Origin of the sequence: Pseudomonas farris, from assembly GCF_019145235.1 — a bacterium.
Classification (GTDB): domain Bacteria; phylum Pseudomonadota; class Gammaproteobacteria; order Pseudomonadales; family Pseudomonadaceae; genus Aquipseudomonas; species Aquipseudomonas farris.
The window spans coordinates 208,351-230,160 of record NZ_JAHSTV010000003.1 but is presented as its reverse complement, the minus strand read 5'-3'; the positions used below and the strand labels follow the sequence as shown (position 1 = coordinate 230,160).

Below are 21,810 nucleotides of genomic sequence, written 5' to 3'. Positions count from 1 at the left end.
TTAGCTCGGTCGATAAACGCGCACATTGGCATGCCCCTCACTGAGCAAATGGTGGGCATGCAGGCGACTCATCACGCCTTTGTCGCAATACAACAGGTACTGGCGAGTAGGGTCCAGTTCCTTGAAACGAGCGTTCAATGCATAAAACGGCATCGTCTGCACCTCAATGCCAGCAAGTTCCAGCGGCTCGTCTTCAGCGGCATCCGGGTGACGGATGTCGATAATGATCTGGCCCGCCAGTGCTTCGCTGACTTCTTCGATCTGCAAATCCTGGCCCAATTCGTCGATCACGCGATCGATCGGCACCAGTTTGGCGTTCTCGAGCGCACGCTCGAGCACTGCCATGTCGAATTCTTTCTCTTCATGCTCCACGCGCGGACGCTTGGCATGGGTCTTTGGGTTCACCGAGATGACCCCGCAGTATTCCGGCATGTGCTTGGCGAAATCGGCAGTGCCGATTTCGTTGGCCAGGTCGATAATGTCCTGCTTGTGACTGGCGATCAGCGGTCGCAAGACCAGCTTGTCGGTCACGCAGTCGATCACGGACAGGTTCGGCAACGTCTGGCTCGACACCTGGGAAATCGCTTCGCCGGTGACCAGCGCTTCGATCTCCAGTCGATCGGCAATACGGGAAGCAGCGCGCAACATCATACGCTTCAAAACTACACCCATATGACTGTTATCGACTTTCCCGAGAATTTCTCCCAGTACTTCCTCGAACGGCACACTGACAAATAACACGCGTTGGGAGCTGCCGTACTTCTTCCAGATGAAGTGCGCGACTTCCATGACGCCCAGTTCGTGGGCACGTCCGCCCAGATTGAAGAAGCAGAAATGGCTCATCAGTCCGCGGCGCATGATCTGGTAGGCGGCGACGGTGGAATCGAAGCCACCGGACATCAATACAAGCGTCTGTTCCAGGGCACCCAGCGGATAACCGCCGATGCTGTTGTGCTGGCTGTGGATCACGAACAACCGTTTGTCGCGAATTTCGATGCGAACTTCAATTTCCGGCTCTTTGAGCGAGATTCCGGCGGCGCCGCACTGACGACGCAGTTGGCTGCCGACATATTTCTCGACGTCCATGGAGCTGAATTCGTGCTTGCCGGCACGCTTGCAGCGCACCGAAAAGATCTTCCCGGCCAGGGCGTCACCGAAATGCTGCTTGCACTTGGCGACGATGTCGTCGAAGTCGCCCAACGGGTATTCATCGACCTGCAGGAAATGCGCGATGCCCGGCATGCAGCTCAGGCGCTCGGTCATATCCTTCAGGGCTTTCGGCTCGCTGACGCGGGTTTCCAGCTCGAGATTGTCCCACACACCGTTCACCACCACAGCCGGGTCCAGATCGCGGAGCACGGTACGGATGTTTTTGGCCAACTGGCGGATGAAACGCATCCGTACCGGGCGGCTCTTGATGGTGATCTCGGGGAAGACTTTTACGATTAGTTTCATGAAAACAGCGCGCGCTGGGCCAGCCGAAAAAGGGGGGCGCGGATTATAGCGGAAATTGCTCAAGGTTTAACCAGTTAATGTGCAGAAGGTTTTGCGCGCACCAAAACAGGTCATTTATGGATTTCAACGCTACATTACAGGGCGAGGTTTGGCGCTTTTCGAGGCTTTGCACCTTTATAAGCGTGATATTGGGGCAAAAAACCCATGGTGGGGCACTGGCATGCAATTTGCTCCCTTGTGAGGCAGGTTGCCTTGGCAGAGTATTCGCGCCGGCATCACCCACATTCTAAGGGCATCCACTACTAAGCCCGAAGCCACCCGGAGGACACTATGTCGAAGTCGGTTCAACTCATCAAAGATCATGACGTCAAGTGGATTGATCTGCGCTTCACGGACACCAAAGGCACTCAGCACCACGTGACCATGCCGGCTCGCGATGGGCTGGATGAAGCTTTCTTCGAAGAAGGCAAAATGTTCGACGGTTCCTCCATTGCTGGCTGGAAAGGCATCGAAGCTTCCGACATGATCCTGATGCCGGACGACAGCACTGCCGTTCTCGACCCGTTCACCGAAGAGCCGACCCTGATCCTGGTTTGCGACGTGATCGAGCCTTCGACCATGCAAGGCTACGACCGTGACCCACGTGCGATCGCCAAGCGTGCCGAGGAATACCTGAAGTCGACCGGTATCGGCGACACCGTATTCGTGGGTCCAGAGCCTGAATTCTTCATCTTCGACGAAGTGAAGTTCAAGTCCGACATCTCCGGCTCCATGTTCAAAATCTTCTCCGAACAAGGTTCGTGGATGTCCGACCAGGACGTGGAAGGCGGCAACAAAGGCCACCGTCCAGGCGTCAAAGGCGGCTACTTCCCTGTTCCGCCATTCGACCACGACCACGAAATCCGTACCTCCATGTGCAACGCCATGGAAGAAATGGGTCTGGTCATCGAAGTTCACCACCACGAAGTGGCGACTGCCGGTCAGAACGAAATCGGCGTGAAGTTCAACACCCTGGTTGCCAAGGCTGACGAAGTTCAAACCCTGAAGTACTGCGTACACAACGTTGCTGACGCATATGGCCGCACCGCGACCTTCATGCCTAAGCCTCTGTACGGCGACAACGGTTCGGGTATGCACGTTCACCTGTCCATCGCCAAAGATGGCAAGAACACCTTCGCTGGCGAAGGCTATGCCGGCCTGTCCGATACCGCTCTGTACTTCATCGGCGGCATCATCAAGCACGGTAAGGCTCTGAACGGCTTCACCAACCCGTCGACCAACTCCTACAAGCGTCTGGTCCCAGGTTTCGAAGCTCCAGTGATGCTGGCTTACTCGGCTCGTAACCGTTCGGCTTCGATCCGTATTCCTTACGTGTCCAGCCCTCGCGCTCGCCGTATCGAAGCTCGCTTCCCGGATCCGGCAGCTAACCCGTACCTGGGCTTCGCTGCACTGTTGATGGCTGGCCTGGATGGCATCCAGAACAAGATCCACCCTGGCGACGCAGCTGACAAAAACCTGTACGACCTGCCGCCTGAAGAGGCGAAAGAGATCCCACAAGTTTGCGGCAGCCTGAAGGAAGCCCTGGAAGAGCTGGACAAAGGTCGTGCGTTCCTGACCAAAGGCGGCGTTTTCAGCGACGACTTCATCGACGCTTACATCGCCCTGAAAAGCGAAGAAGAAATCAAGGTTCGTACCTTCGTACACCCACTGGAATATGAGCTGTACTACAGCTGCTGATCCAGTAGCGCCGTGCTACGCGGCGTGACAAAAGAGAGGCCTCCTTCGGGAGGCCTTTTTTATGGGCGACCGTCTGTCATCGAATGCCCGGTTGCGTGCATCATGGCCTTCATCCGATAAAGCCGAGATGCCCCATGCGCCTACGCCCGTGCCTTGCCCTGCTCACCACCCTGCTGGCCAACAGCGCTTTTGCCAGCCCAGCCCCCGCCGCCCTCGCCCCGTTGCTTGGCACCATCGAAGAACGCCTGGCGATTGCCGATCAGGTCGCGCTGAGCAAATGGGACAGCGGTAAACCAGTCGAAGACCGTCAGCGCGAGCGCGAAGTCATTGCCGGCGCTGTCGCCTTGGCACCTGCCTATAAATTGAGCAACGAAGCCGTCGAACAGTTCTTCTCGGCGCAGATCGAGGCCAACAAACTGGTGCAATACGCGCACCTGTCTGACTGGCATGCACAAGGCAAGGCGCCCAACGATCCCCGCCCCGATCTCGTCGGGCAGATCCGCCCACAACTTGATCAGTTACAAAAACGCCTGCTGCAACAACTGGCCGATTTCAGCCCTTATCGCAACGACCCGCAGTGCCCGTCCTGGCTGGCCAAGGCCAATAAAACCGGCACCCACGCGCCATTGCGTCAGCTTGCCCAGGTACGCGCCACCGCTGAGTTGTGCAGCGCCAGCCGTTGAGCCGACCTGCCGACGTGCGCTGAAGTGCTCTATGCTCAGCGCTTAGTCGCCATGAACGGAACAGGGCCGGACACTTGCCCAACGGCCAATGGAAGCCTGCAATGCGCTCATTGTTGTTATACCTGCTTGTGCTGATTGCCCTGCCCGCCGCCGCGCAGATCTACAAGTACACCGATGCCAACGGCAACACCGCCTACAGCAATCAACCGCCTGATGGCGTAAAGGCTCAACCCGTGGAGTTGCCACCGCTCAACAGCGTCGAGATTCAACCGCCGAGCGAGCCTGTAGCGCCTGCGCAATCCAGTAGCCGCGAACAGCCCAACAGCGCCTATCAGGTGCTGGAGCTGACCGGTTTGCCTACCGAAGAAGCCCTGCGCGCCAACAATGGCACGTTCACGGTCAGCGTATTGATCCAACCGCGCCTGCAAGGCTCTCATCGATTGAGGCTGTTACTGGACGATCAACCCTACGGCCAACCGAGCAACGTCCCGATTCTGCAACTGGTGAACATCGACCGTGGCGAACACCGCCTCGCGGTTCAGGTGATCGATGGGCAAAACGTCGTGCAGCAGAGCCCTACCGTGACTCTCACCGTACAACGGGTGCATAAGCCTTGAGGTTCTGGCTGTTGGTCGCATGGCTGATCAGCCTGCCGGTAATGGCCGAGGTTTTTACCTACATAGACGCCCAGGGCAATCGGGTCTTCACCGATCAGCCGGGCACCCGTAATGCCAAGCGTGTACCGCTGGCGACCAGCAATCGAATGTCGGCCAACCCGAGCGGCGCCGGGCCAATGACGGCCGCGAAAAACCAAGCCAAACCCCTGTTTCATTACGACATGCTTCGTGTGCTGGTGCCGGACCCGGATGCCACGATCCGTAGCACTACCGGTGAATTGATCGTCAGCGTTACCAGCGAACCCGGCCTGCAACAGGGCCATCGCTATCGTCTGCTGCTGGATGGCCAACCCACCGCCGAGCCCGGCCCGAGCCCTGTATTCGCCCTGAGCAACATCGACCGCGGCAGTCATCAGCTGTCCGTGGAAATCCTCGACGAACAGGGCCGCACCGTCGAACGCACGGCCAATCAACCCTTCCACATGCAGCGCATTTCCCTCGCGCAGAAACGTCAGGTCAAACCCTGCGTCCTTACCGACTACGGCCAACGGCCGGAATGCCCTCTCAAAGACAAACCCGAAGAAGAAAGCTCCTTCTGGCGCTGATGCCAGTCAGTTAAGCGCACCCATGTGGGAGCGGGCTTGCTCGCGAAGACGGCGGCACAGCCAACATTGATGTCGCCTGACAAACCGCTTTCGCGAGCAAGCCCGCTCCCACAGGTTTTCGCATCCGCGCTGACTGAGCTTCTTTTACTTCGTTCAGGTTTGCGCACTATATTGGTGCGATAGAGTGCACAGTACTCACATCGCAACCCATTTTGGTTCGAAAGTACCCGCGAAAGCTGGCAGAACGCCACGCAAATGAGCGTCAAACGCCTGTTTCAGGCTCTAAACGCTTCTTTTCGGAGCCTTGGTTTGGTTTTTGCATTTTCCCCGTATCGGCGCGTTATTCATGCGCATGCCCCGCTCCAAAAGAGGTCCTGATGACCATTAGCGACGCACTACACCGCTTGCTACTCGACAACCTGACCACCGCCACCATTCTGCTCGACGCCGAACTGCGCCTTGAGTACATGAACCCGGCGGCGGAGATGCTGCTGGCTATCAGTGGTCAGCGTAGCCATGGGCAGTTCATCAGTGAGTTGTTCACCGAATCCACCGAAGCGCTGAATTCCCTGCGCCAGGCAGTCGAGCAGGCGCACCCGTTTACCAAGCGCGAAGCGATGCTCACCGCCCTTACCGGCCAGACCCTGACCGTCGACTACGCCGTGACACCGATCCTGAGCAATGGCGCCACACTGCTGTTGCTGGAGGTTCACCCGCGTGATCGCTTGCTGCGAATCACCAAGGAAGAGGCGCAGCTGTCGAAGCAGGAGACCAGCAAGATGCTGGTACGCGGCCTCGCCCACGAAATCAAAAACCCTCTCGGCGGGATTCGCGGCGCGGCTCAGTTACTCGCCCGTGAATTGCCGGAAGAAAGCCTGCGCGATTACACCAACGTCATCATTGAAGAAGCCGATCGCCTGCGCAATCTGGTGGATCGCATGCTCGGCTCCAACAAACTGCCGTCACTGGCCATGTGCAACGTCCATGAAGTGCTGGAGCGCGTGGGTCAGTTGGTGGAGGCCGAAAGTCAGGGCTGCATCACTTTGGTGCGCGACTACGACCCAAGCATTCCAGATGTGTTGATTGATCGCGAACAGATGATTCAGGCCGTCCTGAACATCGTGCGCAACGCAATGCAGGCCATCAGCAGCCAGAACGAGCTGCGCCTTGGCCGCATCAGCTTGCGCACCCGCGCCATGCGCCAGTTCACCATCGGCCACGTGCGCCATCGCCTGGTGACCAAGATCGAAATCATCGACAACGGCCCGGGGATCCCCGCCGAGCTGCAAGAAACCATCTTCTTCCCCATGGTCAGCGGCCGCCCGGACGGTACCGGGCTCGGCTTGGCCATTACCCAGAACATCATCAGCCAGCACCAGGGCCTGATCGAATGTGACAGCCATCCAGGCCACACCACGTTCTCGATCTTTCTGCCACTGGAACAAGGAGCCACATCGACATGAGCCGTAGTGAAACCGTGTGGATCGTCGATGACGACCGTTCTATCCGTTGGGTCCTGGAAAAAGCCTTGCAGCAGGAAGGCATGACCACGCAAAGCTTCGACAGCGCCGATGGCGTGATGAGCCGCCTGGCGCGCCAGCAGCCGGACGTGATCATCTCCGACATCCGCATGCCGGGCGCCAGCGGTCTGGACCTTCTGGCACGGATTCGCGAACAACACCCACGACTGCCGGTGATCATCATGACCGCGCACTCCGACCTGGACAGCGCTGTCGCATCCTATCAGGGCGGCGCATTTGAATACCTGCCCAAGCCGTTCGATGTCGACGAAGCCGTCTCTCTGGTCAAGCGCGCCAATCAGCACGCTCAGGAACAGCAAGGCCTGGAAGTCCCGGTCGCCTTGACCCGCACCCCGGAAATCATCGGCGAAGCGCCGGCGATGCAGGAAGTGTTTCGCGCCATCGGGCGCTTGAGCCACTCCAACATCACCGTGTTGATCAATGGCGAATCGGGTACCGGTAAAGAACTGGTGGCCCACGCCCTGCACCGTCACAGCCCACGGGCGGCCTCGCCGTTCATTGCGCTGAACATGGCGGCGATCCCCAAGGATCTGATGGAGTCCGAACTGTTCGGCCATGAAAAAGGCGCATTCACCGGCGCGGCCAACCTGCGTCGCGGGCGTTTTGAGCAGGCGGACGGTGGCACACTGTTCCTCGATGAAATCGGCGACATGCCGGCGGATACCCAGACTCGCTTGCTGCGAGTATTGGCGGACGGTGAGTTCTACCGCGTAGGCGGCCATGTGCCAGTGAAGGTCGATGTGCGAATCATCGCCGCGACTCACCAGAATCTGGAAACCCTGGTGCATGCCGGAAAATTCCGTGAGGACTTGTTCCACCGCCTCAACGTGATCCGCATCCACATTCCACGGCTGTCGGACCGTCGCGAAGACATCCCGACCCTGGCCAAGCACTTCCTCAGCCGCGCCGCGCAAGAACTGGCGGTGGAACCGAAGCTGCTGAAAAGCGAAACCGAGGAATACCTGAAAAACCTGCCGTGGCCAGGCAACGTGCGTCAGCTGGAAAACACCTGCCGCTGGATCACTGTGATGGCTTCGGGTCGCGAAGTGCACATCAGCGATCTGCCGCCAGAACTGCTGAGCCTGCCGCAGGACTCGGCGCCGGTGACCAACTGGGAGCAAGCGTTGCGTCAGTGGGCTGATCAGGCGCTGGCTCGCGGTCAGTCGAGCCTTCTGGATAGCGCCGTGCCGGCCTTCGAGCGGATCATGATCGAAACCGCCCTCAAACACACCGCCGGCCGCCGCCGCGACGCCGCCGTGCTACTGGGTTGGGGCCGCAATACCTTGACCCGCAAGATCAAGGAATTGGGGATGAAGGTTGATGGTGGGGATGATGATGAGGGGGATGAGGGTTAAACACCCTTTAGCTCTTCGTTGACCGCAAGATCCAATCGCGGGCAAGCCCGCTCCCACAGGATTTGTGCCAAGCCCGTCTATTTGTGGCTGACATCAACTCCATGTGGGAGCAGGCTTGCCCGCAAAGAGGCCATCACATTCAACATTGATGTTGAATGACACACCGCTTTCGCGAGCAAGCCCGCTCCCACATTTAGGGCTCAATGCACCGCACCAATGCACCATGACCCGCAATCGCGCACGACAACCGATCCAAAATCCGACCTCCATCTAAAAAAAACCATATCGAAGAAACACAAAAGCCCCGAATTACGGGGCCTTCAGCGCTGCCCAGCGGCTTTCTGTTGCAACTTGTTAAAAACTGGCACGCCCCCTGCAATAGTCCAATCAGTGATTCGATTCACTACCCAGTTTCGGGGACCTTGGTACAGGCAGGCCGGGGATTCCCCTCTTTACACCGGGCTCATACCGCAACTGCGACGAGCCCATCCCGTTTTAGGGTCCTTGGTACAGGCAGGCCGGGGATTCCCTCTTTACACCGGGCTCACGCCGCAATGCGCGAGCCCTCCCGTTTTGGGGTCCTTGGTACAGGCAGGCCGGGGATTCCCTCTTTACACCGGGCTCACGCCGCAATGCGCGAGCCCTCCCGTTTTGGGGACCTTGGTACAGGCAGGCCGGGGATTCCCTCTTTTATTGCTCTCGGAGATGGATCTCCAGCCGCCAGCGGTCATCGACCTCGCTACCGGCCCATTCGCCCTGCAGCGGCCGGGCCGCCACCACCGTCAGCAACAATCCCCCATCACTCAATCGCGTTCGCCAGTTCACGTCTCTGCCGTTGAGCTTGAGCTGACCTTTCTGTGCACGGCCTTCAGCCTCGAACAACAGCGCCACGCTGCCGTCGACTATCTCGCCATGGGTTTTAGGTTCGTTGTTGAACCACACCACCAGCCCATCGTCCGTCACCTCGACCTGCTGCAAAACGCTGGGGTCGGGCGCGGTCAGGCGACCGATCATCAGGCCCACCATCATCCCGACAATCGCCAGCGAAGCCATCACTCGCGGGAATAGTTTCGAACGAGGGTCCTTTGGCGGCGTAGAATGCCCGTCATCTTTACCTTCGGAGCCGTGCATGTTTCACGTCATCCTTTTCCAACCAGAAATTCCGCCGAATACCGGCAACGTTATCAGGCTGTGCGCCAACAGTGGCTGCCACCTGCATTTGATCGAACCGCTGGGCTTCGAGATGGACGACAAGCGCCTGCGCCGGGCCGGCCTCGATTACCATGAGTATGCCACCCTGCAACGCCACGCAGACCTCGCCAGCTGCCTGGAAAGCCTCGGCCATCCACGGCTGTTCGCCTTTACCACCAAGGGCTCGCGGCCATTTCACGACGCCAGTTTCGCCGAGGGCGATGCCTTCCTGTTCGGCCCGGAAAGCCGTGGCTTGCCGGCCGAAGTGCTCGACGCCTTGCCCGGCGAACAACGCCTGCGTTTGCCGATGCGCGAAGGCTGTCGCAGCCTGAACCTGTCCAACACCGTGGCCGTCGCCGTGTATGAAGGCTGGCGCCAGCTCGGGTTCAAGTAACACCACATAACAAATGTGGGAGCGGGCTTGCTCGCGAAGGGGTCATCAGCTGCAACATTAATGCTGACCGATATACCGCTTTCGCGAGCAAGCCCGCTCCCACATTGGACTTGCTTTGACTTCAGGACCGCTTACTGAACGGTTGGAGTCTCGCCAGCCGCCTGCATGCGTTGCAGCTCTTGTGCGTACAGCGCGTCGAAGTTCACCGGGGCCAGCATCAGGGCCGGGAACGAACCGCGGGTCACCAGGCTGTCCAGGGTTTCGCGAGCGTACGGGAACAGGATGTTCGGGCAGAAGGCGCCGAGGGTGTGGCTCATCGAAGCATCGTCCAGGTTCTTGATCAGGAAGATCCCGGCCTGTTGCACTTCAGCAATGAACGCCACTTCTTCACCGTTTTTCACGGTGACCGACAGGGTCAGTACGACTTCGTGGAAGTCGCCTTCCAGAGCCTTCTGGCGAGTGTTCAGATCCAGACCGACGCTCGGCTCCCACTGCTGGCGAAAAATCGCCGGGCTTTTCGGGGCTTCGAAGGACAAGTCACGTACGTAGATGCGCTGCAAGGAGAATTGCGGTGCGGTTTCTTCTTCGCTAGCTGCAGTGTTCTGTTGGTCAGTCATCTCAGATCCTTTCTGATCTCGGGTCTTGTAGGGTTGGCTATTTCAAGTAAGGCAGTCAGGCCTTGAGCATGGCGTCGAGCTTGCCGGCGCGCTCCAGGGCAAACAAATCATCACAGCCGCCAACGTGGGTGTTGCCGATCCAGATCTGTGGCACGGACGTTCGTCCGGCCTTCTGAGCCATCGCGGCACGTACCTGCGGCTTGCCATCGACCTTGATCTCTTCGAAGGCTACGCCTTTGTTCTCGAGCAGGTACTTGGCTCGCGAGCAATAAGGGCAGTAATCGCTGGAATAGACGACGACGTTGTTCATATCACTTCACCAGCGGCAGATTGTCGGCTTTCCAGCTGGAAATACCGCCGGACAGCTTGGCGGCGGTGAAGCCGGCTTTCATCAGTTCGCGGGCATGAGTGCCGGCAGTCTGGCCCATGGCGTCGACCAGGATAATGGTCTTGGCCTTGTGCTTTTCCAGTTCACCAACGCGAGCGGTCAGTTTGTCGTGAGGAATGTTCAACGCGCCAACAATGTGACCGGCGGTGAAATCCTTGATCGGACGGATGTCGATCACCACGCCTGCGTCCTTGTTAACCAGCCCGGTCAGTTCACCGGTGCTCAGGCTGCGGCCGCCGCCCTGCATCTGATAAGCGATCAGCAACGCCAGCAGTACGACGAAGATACCGACGAGCAAATAGTGGTTAGTGGCAAATTCAATCAGGTGAGCAACCATCGAAGGAGGTTCCAGGGCGTTAAAATGTCGGCCAGTATACACAGCCACTATGGTGGGCCAAACCCCGTCCGGCGGTGACGGCGCCGGAACTTCGCTTTAAACTGCCACTCCCTTTTCCATCGCCCTCTTTATAACTCAGCCACGAGTGGAATCCATGACTACCACGCCTAAACCTTTGGTCCTGATTATTCTCGACGGCTTCGGTCACAGCGAGAGCCCTGAATCCAACGCCATCTTTGCAGCGAAGAAGCCCGTACTGGACCGTCTGTGGGCCACCGTGCCGAACGGCCTGATCTCGGGCAGCGGCATGGACGTCGGCTTGCCGGACGGCCAGATGGGCAACTCCGAAGTCGGTCACATGAACCTCGGCGCCGGCCGCGTTGTGTACCAGGACTTCACGCGTGTGACCAAAGCGATCCGCGACGGCGAGTTCTTCGAGAACCCGACCATCTGCGCCGCGGTGGATAAAGCCGTTGCTGCCGGCAAAGCCGTGCACTTCATGGGCCTGCTGTCCGATGGCGGCGTTCACAGCCACCAGGATCACCTGGTCGCCATGGCTGAACTGGCCTACAAGCGCGGCGCCGAAAAAATTTACCTGCACGCCTTCCTTGATGGCCGCGATACGCCACCGAAAAGCGCCCAGTCGTCGATCGAGTTGCTGGACGCGACCTTCGAAGCCCTCGGCAAAGGCCGGATCGCCAGCATCATTGGCCGTTACTACGCCATGGACCGCGACAACCGTTGGGATCGCGTGTCCCAGGCCTACAACCTGATTGTCGATGGCAGCAGCGAATTCAATGCCGCCACCGCGCAGGAAGGCCTGCAAGCGGCTTACGAGCGTGGCGAAAGCGACGAATTCGTCAAAGCCACCTCCATCGGCGAACCGGTGAAAGTCGAAGACGGCGACGCCGTAGTCTTCATGAACTTCCGCGCCGACCGTGCCCGCGAACTGACCCGCGTGTTCGTCGAAGACGATTTCAAGGAATTCGAACGTGCTCGCCAGCCAAAACTGGCCGGTTTCGTCATGCTGACCCAATACGCCGCCAGCATCCCCGCGCCGTCGGCCTTCGCCGCGAGCAGCCTGGACAACGTGTTGGGCGATTACCTGGCGAAAAACGGCAAGACGCAGCTGCGCATCGCCGAAACCGAGAAGTACGCCCACGTGACTTTCTTCTTCTCTGGCGGTCGCGAAGAACCGTTCCCGGGCGAAGAACGCATCCTGATCCCGTCGCCGAAAGTCGCCACCTATGACTTGCAGCCCGAGATGAGCGCCCCGGAAGTCACCGACCGTATCGTCGATGCCATCGAAAACCAGCGTTACGACGTGATCGTGGTCAACTACGCCAACGGCGACATGGTCGGCCACAGCGGTGTGTTCGACGCGGCAGTTAAAGCGGTCGAGTGCCTGGACCTGTGCGTCGGCCGTATTGTCGATGCCCTGGAAAAAGTCGGCGGTGAAGCCCTGATTACTGCTGACCACGGCAACGTCGAGCAAATGTCCGATGCATCCACTGGCCAGGCGCACACCGCGCATACCACCGAGCCGGTGCCGTTCATCTATGTCGGCAAGCGTGACTTCAAGGTTCGCGGCGGCGGCGTGCTGGCGGATGTCGCGCCGACCATGCTGATGTTGCTGGGGCTTGAGAAACCGGCGGAGATGACGGGTACTTCGATTCTGGTGTAATCAAAGGGGAATTGCTCAAATCCCTTGAAACAGCACCAATCAACTGTGGGAGCGGGCTTGCTCGCGAAAGCGGTCTGACAGTCAACATTGATGTTGAATGTGATGTCCCCTTCGCGAGCAAGCCCGCTCCCACATTGGTTTTGTGGTGTTTTTGGAGAACGTAACGCCCTGAACCCCACTCCAGTTATCACACAACCCCAATTGGGCATTTTTTTTGCTGCGCTTGGCGGGCATACTAGGCCGTCCCTTTCCCTGGTGTCGCCCGCCTCTATGCTTCGCGTCCTGATAGCCCTTGCCCTGACTTGCCTGCTTCAACCGGCCTTTGCCGACGAGCGCACGCAAACCCAACAACAGTTGGACGCCACGCGTCAGGACATTGCCGAGCTGAAGAAACTGCTGGGCAAACTCCAGGAAGAAAAATCCGGGGTGCAGAAAGACCTCAAGGGCACCGAAACCGAGATGGGCAAGCTCGAGAAGCAGGTCGAAGCCCTGCAAAAAGAGTTGAAGAAAAGCGAATCCGAGCTGCAGCGACTCGATGGTGAGAAAAAAAAACTCCAGAGCGCGCGCATTGAACAGCAACGACTGATCGCCATCCAGGCCCGCGCGGCCTATCAGAATGGCCGTCAGGAGTACCTGAAGCTGCTGCTCAACCAGCAGAACCCGGAAAAATTCGCCCGCACCCTCACCTATTACGACTACCTGAGCCAGGCCCGCCTGGAGCAGCTGAAGAATTTCAATGAAACCCTGCGCCAACTGGCCAATGTCGAGAAAGACATCGGCCTGCAGCAAGCGCAATTGCTGGTGCAGAAAAGCAGCCTCGACAGCCAGCGCGACGAACTCGACAAGGTCCGCCAGGAGCGTCAGCAAGTCCTGGCCAAGCTCAACGACGACGTGAAGGCCCGCGACCAGAAACTGGCGGCGCGCGAGCAGGATCAGGCAGATCTGTCTAAAGTCCTTAAAACCATTGAAGAAACCCTGGCCCGTCAGGCCCGAGAGGCAGAAGAAGCGCGGCAAAAAGCGCTGATCGCCCAGCAGGAAGCCGAAAAAAAGCGTTTACGTGAGGCTCAGGCTGAAGCAGATGCCACCGATGCCCCACGCAAACCCGCTAAATCGACACCCGGCGCACTGGTTTCAAGTTCAGGCGAAACCTTTGGCGGCCCCTTTGCTTCCACCCGCGGCAAACTTCCATGGCCGGTTGATGGTCGACTGCTGGCACGCTTCGGTGAAAGCCGTGGCGACGATGCCCGCACCAAATGGGACGGCGTGATGATCAGCGCCTCCGCCGGCAGCCAAGTGCATGCCGTTCACGGCGGCCGCGTGGTGTTTGCCGATTGGTTACGCGGCGCCGGGTTGCTGGTGATCCTCGACCACGGTAACGGTTTTTTGAGTCTTTACGGTCACAACCAGACGTTGCTCAAGTCTGCGGGTGACGTGGTAAAAGCCGGTGAGTCCATCTCCACTGTCGGCAACAGTGGCGGGCAGGACACACCAGCGCTGTATTTCGCTATTCGTCAGCAGGGTCACCCGAGTGATCCGGCGCAATGGTGTCGTGCGCAAGGATAAGTACGCCATCTTAGGTCGTGGTGACGCTTAATAGCGGGTCGCGCCGCGCCCCGGAAGGCGCAAGACTAGGCATGAGGAGTGAGGTTTGGTTGCTTCAAATGAACGACGAATAACGACGTATTGCGCCTTCCGGGGCACGGCCCTCCGGGTTGGAGCTGTGAGCGCGCGCTGCTGCGTTGTGAGACTTGGCAAGGAAACAACCCTTACCTGCGTCTCACGCCTTGCATCGCACGCTCACAGCTCCAACGCGACCCGCTATTAAGCGTCACCACGACCTATTAGGAGTTCGTTCGACATGCTGTATTTGTCCCGCCTTACCTCGCTGGCCCTGACGATTGCCCTGGTGATCAGCGCGCCGTTGGCGTTTGCCGCTGAGCCTGCCCCGGCGGTCGCACCTGCAGGCACTGCTGCGACCACCAAGGCGCCATTGCCGCTGGACGAGTTACGCACCTTTGCCGAAGTCATGGACCGGATCAAGGCAGCCTACGTAGAACCGGTGGACGACAAGACCCTGCTGGAAAACGCCATCAAAGGCATGCTCAGCAACCTCGACCCACACTCCGCGTACCTGGGCCCGGAAGACTTCGCTGAATTGCAGGAAAGCACCAGCGGCGAATTCGGCGGCCTGGGCATCGAAGTCGGCGCCGAAGACGGTTTCATCAAAGTGGTTTCGCCCATCGATGACACCCCGGCCTCCAAGGCCGGCATTCAGGCTGGCGACTTCATCGTCAAGATCAACGGCCAGCCGACTCGCGGCCAGAGCATGACCGAAGCCATCGACAAGATGCGCGGCAAGATCGGCCAGAAGATCACCCTGACCCTGGTACGCGACGGTGGTGCGCCGTTCGATGTGACCCTGGTCCGCGCCATCATTCAAGTGAAAAGCGTGAAGAGCCAGCTGCTGGAGTCCGGCTACGGCTACATCCGCATCACCCAGTTCCAGGTCAAGACCGGCGAAGAGGTCTCCAAGGCCCTGGCCAAGCTGCGCAAGGACAACGGCAAGAAGCTCAGCGGTATCGTCCTCGACCTGCGTAACAACCCGGGCGGCGTGCTGCAATCGGCGGTAGAAGTGGTCGACCACTTCATCACCAAGGGCCTGATCGTCTACACCAAGGGCCGCATCGCCAACTCCGAACTGCGCTTCTCCGCCACCGGCAAGGACGAAAGCGAAGCCGTGCCAATGGTCGTACTGATCAACGGCGGCAGCGCCTCGGCCTCGGAAATTGTCGCCGGCGCCCTGCAGGATCAGAAACGCGCAGTCGTCATGGGCACCACCAGTTTCGGCAAAGGCTCGGTCCAGACCGTGTTGCCGCTGAACAACGAACGCGCACTGAAAATCACCACGGCGCTGTACTACACACCGAATGGTCGCTCGATTCAGGCGCAGGGCATCGTCCCGGATATCGAAGTACGCAGGGCCAAGATCACCAACGAGCAGGACGGCGAATACTTCAAGGAAGCCGATCTGCAAGGTCACCTGGGCAATGGCAACGGCGGCGCCGACAAACCGACCGGTTCCAGTGGCAAAGCCAAGGCCATGCCGCAGGATGACGATTACCAGTTGGCCCAGGCCCTGAGCCTGCTCAAAGGGCTGAGCATCACCTCCGGCCGCTGAGATGCGCCTGCGGTTGCTCCTTGGTCTGCTGTGCTGTCTGGCGGGTGTCGCTCACGCGGCGCCTGCCACAACAGCGGCACCTCACAAGGCTTATCTGAGCCTGATCATCGATGACCTGGGGCAGAACCTGCTCCAGGATCGCCGTGTGCTGGCGCTGCCCGGCCCGGTCACCGCGGCAATCATGCCCGACACTCCCCACGCCACCGAGTTCGCCCGCGAAGCCCATCGCGCCGGCAAGATCGTCATCCTGCACATGCCCATGGCCCCGGCCACCGGGCCGTTTGCCTGGCATCCCGAATTACCTATCGAAGAACTCGAGAAGCGCTTGAACGCAGCGTTCAAGGCTGTGCCGTATACCGCTGGCATCAACAACCACATGGGCAGCCGCATGACCGCGCAGCAACCGGCCATGGCCTGGCTGATGGCGGACTTGCAGCGTCGGCACAAGTTCTTCGTCGACAGCCGCACCAGCGCGCAAACCGTGGCGGCCGCGGAGGCGCAGAAGATTGGTCTGGCGAGCGTTTCGCGGGATGTGTTCCTGGATGACGAGCCTACTGAAGCCGCGATTTTTACTCAGCTACAGACAGCTATCAGCCTGGCGCGAAAGCAAGGTTCTGCGGTGATGATCGGGCATCCGTATCCGCAGACATTGGCGGTGCTTGAACGTGAATTACCCAAGCTCAAGGCTCAGGGCATTGACTGGATCGATATCAAACAGATGATCAGTGTGCGCGGCAATCGTGCGACGGCAGCGCACGGCAAGGATGGTCAGTACCACCTCCCGACCGCCCGGTAATTCCTCGCGGCCCACTCCATTTCGCGATAACTATTTATACCTGTCGGCACACAGACGCGTGCCACGATAGCGCTCACCCCGAATTTCATCACCAAGGAATGGACATGAAATATCTCAGCTTCTTTTGCTTCGCCGGCCTGATTGGCCTGCTGGCTATTTCTGCAGTGCAGGCTCGCGATTTGGGCGAAGGCGCCATCAACGATTCGCCTTCAAGAGCCCTGCAAAACAGTGAGCATTTTTATGAAATCTGGAGCGGCGTGGGACGACTCAGTCTCCAATCGGGCGAGACCTGCAGCGCCGTTCTACTGGATACGCGAAACAGGCAAGGCCGAGCGACCGGCCCTGCCTACCTGCTCACCAGTGGTCATTGCGTGTTCTTTGAGTACGGTTCGGCGCGGACCAACCTGCCTTTGAAAGCCAGCGTCACCTTCCACTACTTTCATGACGTGCCACAGCGTAAGCGCCAGTACGCCATCCGAACTGCCCGATGGAGCAGCCTGGTCGGGACCGATCTTGCAGTACTCGAAGTCGACGCGACATTGGCGTCGCTGATACAGGCAGGGGTCAACCCGCTCAAGCTGGCGCCCCATCAAACCTACGAGAGTCAGGATGCGCTTAACATTGGCGCGCCGGGCGGCTTTACCGAACAGGGGCTTCGATTGAGCGCCTGCGCTGAACAAACCGCCGGAACATTCATCGATCATCCAGGGGTGTTCCCTTTAGCCATGAAAAACAGCTGCGACCTTTACGCTGGTAGCTCCGGTAGCCCGATGCTGAACCGCCGCACCAACGAAATCACCGGCATCGTCAGTAAAGTCGGAGCCTACCGCAACCTGTCAGCTCCCCCCGGCTGCGAACATTCGTCGTCCTGCCAGGCAACGCGTTTCAACTACAGCTATTCCGCCAACTTCCTGTACTACTGCTTTATCGACGGCATCTTTACCAGTAATGGGCAGGACTGCTCCCTGGAACCGGTCGAACTGACTGTCTCGGAGCCTTGGAAGCTCAAGTCCTACGTTCATAGAGTGCAAAACGCGGAGGGGCATACCGTATTGCCTACGTGGGATTTCAGGTTTTCCCTCGAGGCACCCTTCTATCGCTATAAAACGGTCCATAACGCCAGGGACTGCAAGGACCTCGACAATTACAGCGCCGCCACCAGCGCTGAAGATGCTTACATCAATACTGAAATCGGGCCACAAAGCGGCGCACATGCACTGTGCATTATCGGCGTCGCCTCAGGGGAACAGCAGCTGACAAGGGCGACGTTGAATAACGTGTTTACAAGTGCCGTGTACTTGAGCGCGACACCGGCCACTGCCCTTCAGACAACATCAAGATAATTGCTACAGATAGCGCCCCATGATCTCGTCAACCACGCCTTCCTTGCGCAGTTGATCCAGCGCGGCTTGCAGCTTGGCGACGGTTTCGTCCGGTACGTCTTTATTCAACGCCAGGTACAACTCGGCGCTGTTGAAGCGCAGCACGGTCTTGAGCCCGTTCACGCCTTCCTGGCGCGCCAGATAGCGGCCTGCCGGGTCACCGGTAGCCCACAGGTCGATCTGGCCATTGACCAGTTTTTTGGCGTTGTCCTGATCCCGCAGCACAACAATCGGTTTCAATCCTTGCTTGGCCAGTGTCTCGGCAATCGCATCGCCCTTGTAGGCGCCGATCTTGTATTTGCGCGCCTGCTCCAGCGTCTCGAGGGTGATCTTGCTATCGGCCTTGGCCAGCAGAATCCAGTCGTCCGGGCCGATAGGGCCGACCCACTTGAAGAGTTTCTCGCGGTCCGGCAACCGCGCCATCACGAACACGCCATAGCCAGGCTTCTCCAGGGCGAGTTTGTAGATTCGCTCCCAAGGGAAACGTAGCGTCAGGCTGTAAGTGATGTCGGCGCGTTTGAACATCTCACGGACAATGTCCACGGCAATGCCGTTGATGTTCTCGTCCTGAGCGAAATTTTTGCCGTTCTTCGCCATGTTGTACGGCGGGAAGTTTTCCGTCAGCAACACCAGACCGGTGCCGGGATTTTCTTCGGCGTGAGCTCCGTTGATGAGCAACAGAGAAGCGCTGGCGAGGACAAGAAGGAGACGTTTAAGCATGTCGGGCTACCGGAATCCATGGCGTGCCCAAGAGTGCCTTGAGCCCGCCATGCTGTCCACTGGCCTGTACTGTTTAGCGCATCACGATGCCGCGATGAGCCATGTAAGCCTTGGCTTCCTGCACGGTATATTCGCCGAAGTGGAAAATACTCGCCGCCAGCACCGCGCTGGCGTGGCCTTCGAGGATGCCATCGGCCAAGTGCTGCAAGTTGCCGACACCGCCGGACGCGATCACCGGAATCCCCAGCGCATCGCTGATGGCGCGGGTGACGCCCAAGTCGAAGCCGTTTTTCATGCCGTCCTGGTCCATGCTGGTCAGCAGGATTTCGCCGGCACCGAGGCCTTCCATCTTCTTCGCCCACTCAACGGCGTCGAGGCCGGTTGGCTTGCGACCACCGTGGGTGAAGATTTCCCAGCGCGGGGTTTCGCCCGGACCGGAAACCTTCTTCGCGTCGATGGCGACGACGATGCATTGCGAGCCGAAATGCTGCGCCGCTTCGCCGACGAATTCCGGGTTGAACACCGCAGCGGTGTTGATAGAGACCTTGTCCGCACCGGCATTGAGCAAGTTGCGAATGTCCTGCACGGTACGCACGCCGCCACCCACGGTCAGCGGGATGAACACCTGGCTGGCCATGCGTTCGACGGTATGCAGCGTGGTGTCGCGACCGTCGACACTGGCGGTGATGTCGAGAAAGGTAATCTCGTCGGCACCTTGCTCGTCGTAGCGACGGGCGATTTCCACCGGGTCGCCGGCGTCGCGAATGTTCTCGAACTTGACGCCCTTGACCACCCGGCCGTTATCCACGTCCAGGCAAGGGATGATGCGTTTGGCCAGCGCCATGGTGAGTCCTCAGCCTTTGTACGAATCGCAGAAAGCTTGCGCTTCAGCGACATCGAGGGTGCCTTCGTAAATCGCCCGGCCGGTGATGGCGCCGATGATGCCTGGCGCCTTGGCGTCGAGCAGCGACTTGATGTCACCCAGATTGTGGATACCGCCGGAAGCGATCACCGGAATCTTCGTCGCAGCGGCCAGGGCGGCGGTGTACGAAACGTTGCAGCCCTGCATCATGCCGTCTTTGGCGATGTCGGTATAAACGATCGCGGACACGCCGTCAGCCTCGAATTGCTTGGCCAGGTCGATCACCTGGATGGTGCTGATTTCAGCCCAGCCGTCGGTGGCGACAAAACCGTCTTTGGCATCCAGACCAACGATCACTTTGCCCGGGAACGCGCGGCAGGCCTCGGCAACGAAAGCCGGATCTTTCACGGCTTTGGTGCCGATGATCACGTAGCTCACGCCTGCTTTGACGTAGTGTTCAATGGTTTCCAGCGAGCGGATACCGCCGCCGATCTGAATCGGCAGGTTCGGGTAGCGCTTGGCGATGGCGGTAACTACTTCGCCGTTGACCGGCTGACCTTCGAAAGCACCGTTCAGGTCGACCAGATGCAGACGGCGGCAACCGCCTTCCACCCACTTGGCAGCCATGCTCACCGGGTCATCGGAGAACACCGTGGAATCTTCCATGCGGCCCTGGCGCAGACGAACACAGGCACCGTCTTTGAGATCGATAGCGGGAATAATCAGCATCTGGCAAACCTTCAAATTCGAGTATTCAGCTTCGCTCGGAAATCAGTTTTTCTCGAGCGCCCACAGGTCGCTTTCGATGCTTTCGAACCTCTCTTTGAGGTGCGTCTGCACATCGAAAATCGCCCTGTTGTAATAGTGCGGAGCAATTTCGCGGGTAAACAGCTCAAGGATTTCAGCCGCTTCGAACGAACCCAGGTCCAGCTCGAAGCGATCCTCCATGAAGCGTTTGATCTTGTGATTGGCCTCGTTCTCCTGCTCGGGAGTGAGGGTCAGGATCGGCGGCTTCTTTTTGGCAGCCATTTACCAGCGACCATCCCACGCAGCGAAGTTCTGCAGCAATTGCAGGCCATGGGTATGGCTCTTCTCCGGGTGGAACTGCACGGCGAAACGCGAGCCGTCGGCCAGCGCTGCGGCGAAATCGACCCCGTAGTGACCGCTGCCCACCACCTGCCGCGCATTGCCGGCAGCGATGTAGTAGCTGTGCACGAAGTAAAAACGCGCCAGGTCCGGAATGTTGTGCCACAGCGGGTGTTCTACCGTCTGCTTCACTTCGTTCCAGCCCATGTGCGGCACTTTCAAGTGTTCGCCGTCTTCGTGCAAATCCTTGCCGAAGAACTTCACCTGACCCGGGAACAGGCCAATGCAGTCCACGCCATTGTTCTCTTCACTGCTGTCGAGCAAGGCTTGCATGCCCACGCAGATGCCGAGGAACGGACGGTCCTGGCTGACTTCACGCACCAGCGAGTCGAAGCCCAGGCGACGGATCTCCGCCATGCAATCGCGAATCGCGCCGACGCCGGGAAATACCACGCGATCGGCTTCGCGAATCACATCGGCATCGCTGGTGATAAGGACCTTGCCGGCACCGACGTGCTCGAGAGCCTTGGCCACCGAGTGCAGGTTGCCCATGCCGTAATCGATAACCGCGACCGTCTGCATTACAGAACGCCTTTGGTCGACGGCATCTGACCGGCCATGCGGTCATCCAGCTCCACGGCCATGCGCAGGGCGCGGCCGAAAGCCTTGAACACGGTCTCGATCTGGTGGTGGGTGTTGTGCCCACGCAGATTGTCGATGTGCAGGGTGACGTTGGCGTGGTTGACGAAGCCCTGGAAAAATTCCTGGAACAGGTCAACGTCAAAACCGCCGACGGTAGCGCGGGTATAAGGAACATGCATCTGCAGGCCAGGACGGCCGGAGAAGTCGATCACCACACGCGACAGCGCTTCATCGAGCGGCACGTAGGCGTGGCCGTAGCGACGGATGCCTTTCTTGTCGCCGATGGCTTTGGTGAAGGCTTGACCCAACGTGATACCGACGTCTTCCACCGTGTGGTGGTCGTCGATATGCAGGTCGCCCTTGCTGACAATATCCAGGTCGATCAGCCCGTGACGGGCGATCTGGTCCAGCATGTGCTCAAGAAAAGGTACACCGATATCAAATCGGGCCTTTCCGGTGCCATCCAGGTTGATCGAGGCTTTGATCTGGGTTTCCAGAGTGTCGCGCTCGACAGACGCCATACGTTCGGCCATCACCAGC

Annotated in this window: 23 protein-coding genes; 12 read left to right on the top strand and 11 right to left on the bottom strand. The window is 59.0% G+C overall.

Going from position 1 to position 21,810, the window contains the following annotated elements:
• Entirely contained in the window at window positions 1-1,455 is a 1,455-nt protein-coding gene (thiI, locus tag KVG95_RS07380; protein WP_217855292.1) for a tRNA uracil 4-sulfurtransferase ThiI, read from the bottom strand.
• A gap of 330 nt (window positions 1,456-1,785) precedes the next feature.
• Between thiI and glnA the strand changes: the two genes are divergently transcribed.
• The 6 genes from glnA to ntrC all read left to right on the top strand — a co-directional run bounded on the left by glnA (window position 1,786) and on the right by ntrC (window position 7,993).
• The gene (gene glnA, locus KVG95_RS07375) at window positions 1,786-3,192 is read left to right on the top strand and encodes a glutamate--ammonia ligase (protein ID WP_007907861.1); all 1,407 of its coding nucleotides are present in this window, start codon (window positions 1,786-1,788) and stop codon (window positions 3,190-3,192) included.
• A gap of 134 nt (window positions 3,193-3,326) precedes the next feature.
• Window positions 3,327-3,875 carry a chorismate mutase gene (locus KVG95_RS07370; protein ID WP_217855284.1) on the top strand — a complete coding sequence of 183 codons (549 nt, stop codon included), beginning with the start codon at window positions 3,327-3,329 and terminating at the stop codon, window positions 3,873-3,875.
• Window positions 3,876-3,976: 101 nt separating this feature from the next.
• A complete protein-coding gene (locus KVG95_RS07365; RefSeq protein ID WP_217855282.1) occupies window positions 3,977-4,492 on the top strand; it encodes a DUF4124 domain-containing protein in 516 nt (171 codons plus the stop codon).
• Window positions 4,489-5,097: a DUF4124 domain-containing protein gene (locus KVG95_RS07360; protein WP_264082247.1), complete on the top strand. Its 609-nt coding sequence runs from the start codon at window positions 4,489-4,491 to the stop codon at window positions 5,095-5,097. Before KVG95_RS07365 ends, KVG95_RS07360 begins: the two co-directional genes overlap by 4 nt.
• Window positions 5,098-5,474: 377 nt before the next feature.
• On the top strand, window positions 5,475-6,560 hold the full coding sequence (gene glnL, locus KVG95_RS07355) for a nitrogen regulation protein NR(II) (RefSeq protein WP_038978561.1): 1,086 nt from the start codon (window positions 5,475-5,477) through the stop codon (window positions 6,558-6,560).
• The gene (gene ntrC / locus KVG95_RS07350; RefSeq protein ID WP_007897405.1) at window positions 6,557-7,993 is read left to right on the top strand and encodes a nitrogen regulation protein NR(I); all 1,437 of its coding nucleotides are present in this window, start codon (window positions 6,557-6,559) and stop codon (window positions 7,991-7,993) included. The genes glnL and ntrC overlap by 4 nt, the downstream gene beginning before the upstream one ends.
• A gap of 690 nt (window positions 7,994-8,683) precedes the next feature.
• On the opposite strand, the gene KVG95_RS30310 is transcribed toward ntrC, so the two are convergent.
• Window positions 8,684-9,124, bottom strand: a complete 441-nt coding sequence (locus tag KVG95_RS30310) for a hypothetical protein (RefSeq protein ID WP_264082246.1) — start codon at window positions 9,122-9,124, stop codon at window positions 8,684-8,686.
• Here KVG95_RS30310 and KVG95_RS07340 point away from each other — a divergent pair.
• The gene (locus tag KVG95_RS07340; protein WP_007949025.1) at window positions 9,123-9,578 is read left to right on the top strand and encodes a tRNA (cytidine(34)-2'-O)-methyltransferase; all 456 of its coding nucleotides are present in this window, start codon (window positions 9,123-9,125) and stop codon (window positions 9,576-9,578) included. The two genes, KVG95_RS30310 and KVG95_RS07340, sit on opposite strands and share 2 nt — an antisense overlap.
• 131 nt (window positions 9,579-9,709) lie before the next feature.
• Here the strand turns inward: KVG95_RS07340 and secB are convergent, their stop codons facing one another.
• From secB to KVG95_RS07325, 3 genes are read right to left on the bottom strand one after another with little or no spacing between them, the layout of a single operon-like run.
• Complete coding sequence (gene secB, locus KVG95_RS07335) at window positions 9,710-10,195, bottom strand: protein-export chaperone SecB (protein ID WP_007897410.1); 486 nt, start codon at window positions 10,193-10,195, stop codon at window positions 9,710-9,712.
• A 55-nt stretch (window positions 10,196-10,250) separates the two neighbouring features.
• Window positions 10,251-10,505, bottom strand: coding sequence for a glutaredoxin 3 (gene grxC, locus KVG95_RS07330; protein WP_018929204.1), 255 nt, complete (start codon window positions 10,503-10,505; stop codon window positions 10,251-10,253).
• A gap of 1 nt (window position 10,506) precedes the next feature.
• Complete coding sequence (locus tag KVG95_RS07325; RefSeq protein ID WP_123361124.1) at window positions 10,507-10,920, bottom strand: rhodanese-like domain-containing protein; 414 nt, start codon at window positions 10,918-10,920, stop codon at window positions 10,507-10,509.
• 154 nt (window positions 10,921-11,074) lie between these two features.
• Between KVG95_RS07325 and gpmI the strand changes: the two genes are divergently transcribed.
• The 5 genes from gpmI (at window position 11,075) to KVG95_RS07300 (ending at window position 17,921) form a co-directional block, all read left to right on the top strand.
• Window positions 11,075-12,604, top strand: a complete 1,530-nt coding sequence (gpmI, locus tag KVG95_RS07320; protein ID WP_201061495.1) for a 2,3-bisphosphoglycerate-independent phosphoglycerate mutase — start codon at window positions 11,075-11,077, stop codon at window positions 12,602-12,604.
• 270 nt (window positions 12,605-12,874) lie between these two features.
• Entirely contained in the window at window positions 12,875-14,167 is a 1,293-nt protein-coding gene (locus tag KVG95_RS07315) for a murein hydrolase activator EnvC family protein (RefSeq protein WP_217855280.1), read from the top strand.
• Window positions 14,168-14,462: 295 nt separating this feature from the next.
• Window positions 14,463-15,782 carry a S41 family peptidase gene (locus KVG95_RS07310; RefSeq protein ID WP_217855278.1) on the top strand — a complete coding sequence of 440 codons (1,320 nt, stop codon included), beginning with the start codon at window positions 14,463-14,465 and terminating at the stop codon, window positions 15,780-15,782.
• Between the two features lies 1 nt (window position 15,783).
• On the top strand, window positions 15,784-16,578 hold the full coding sequence (locus KVG95_RS07305) for a divergent polysaccharide deacetylase family protein (protein WP_217855276.1): 795 nt from the start codon (window positions 15,784-15,786) through the stop codon (window positions 16,576-16,578).
• Between the two features lie 104 nt (window positions 16,579-16,682).
• On the top strand, window positions 16,683-17,921 hold the full coding sequence (locus tag KVG95_RS07300) for a trypsin-like serine peptidase (RefSeq protein ID WP_217855274.1): 1,239 nt from the start codon (window positions 16,683-16,685) through the stop codon (window positions 17,919-17,921).
• A gap of 3 nt (window positions 17,922-17,924) precedes the next feature.
• On the opposite strand, the gene KVG95_RS07295 is transcribed toward KVG95_RS07300, so the two are convergent.
• The 6 genes from KVG95_RS07295 to hisB all read right to left on the bottom strand — a co-directional run bounded on the left by KVG95_RS07295 (window position 17,925) and on the right by hisB (window position 21,803).
• On the bottom strand, window positions 17,925-18,680 hold the full coding sequence (locus KVG95_RS07295) for a substrate-binding periplasmic protein (RefSeq protein WP_217855272.1): 756 nt from the start codon (window positions 18,678-18,680) through the stop codon (window positions 17,925-17,927).
• A 73-nt stretch (window positions 18,681-18,753) separates the two neighbouring features.
• Complete coding sequence (gene hisF / locus KVG95_RS07290; RefSeq protein ID WP_007897430.1) at window positions 18,754-19,524, bottom strand: imidazole glycerol phosphate synthase subunit HisF; 771 nt, start codon at window positions 19,522-19,524, stop codon at window positions 18,754-18,756.
• A gap of 9 nt (window positions 19,525-19,533) precedes the next feature.
• Window positions 19,534-20,271 carry a 1-(5-phosphoribosyl)-5-[(5-phosphoribosylamino)methylideneamino]imidazole-4-carboxamide isomerase gene (gene hisA, locus KVG95_RS07285; protein ID WP_007897434.1) on the bottom strand — a complete coding sequence of 246 codons (738 nt, stop codon included), beginning with the start codon at window positions 20,269-20,271 and terminating at the stop codon, window positions 19,534-19,536.
• Window positions 20,272-20,313: 42 nt separating this feature from the next.
• On the bottom strand, window positions 20,314-20,571 hold the full coding sequence (locus KVG95_RS07280; protein WP_046045558.1) for a DUF2164 domain-containing protein: 258 nt from the start codon (window positions 20,569-20,571) through the stop codon (window positions 20,314-20,316).
• Window positions 20,572-21,210 (bottom strand): imidazole glycerol phosphate synthase subunit HisH, encoded by a 639-nt coding sequence (gene hisH / locus KVG95_RS07275; RefSeq protein ID WP_008068774.1) that lies wholly within the window; start codon window positions 21,208-21,210, stop codon window positions 20,572-20,574. It lies immediately after the preceding gene.
• Window positions 21,210-21,803, bottom strand: coding sequence for an imidazoleglycerol-phosphate dehydratase HisB (hisB, locus tag KVG95_RS07270; RefSeq protein WP_007939452.1), 594 nt, complete (start codon window positions 21,801-21,803; stop codon window positions 21,210-21,212). Before hisB ends, hisH begins: the two co-directional genes overlap by 1 nt.
• Window positions 21,804-21,810 lie beyond the last annotated feature (7 nt).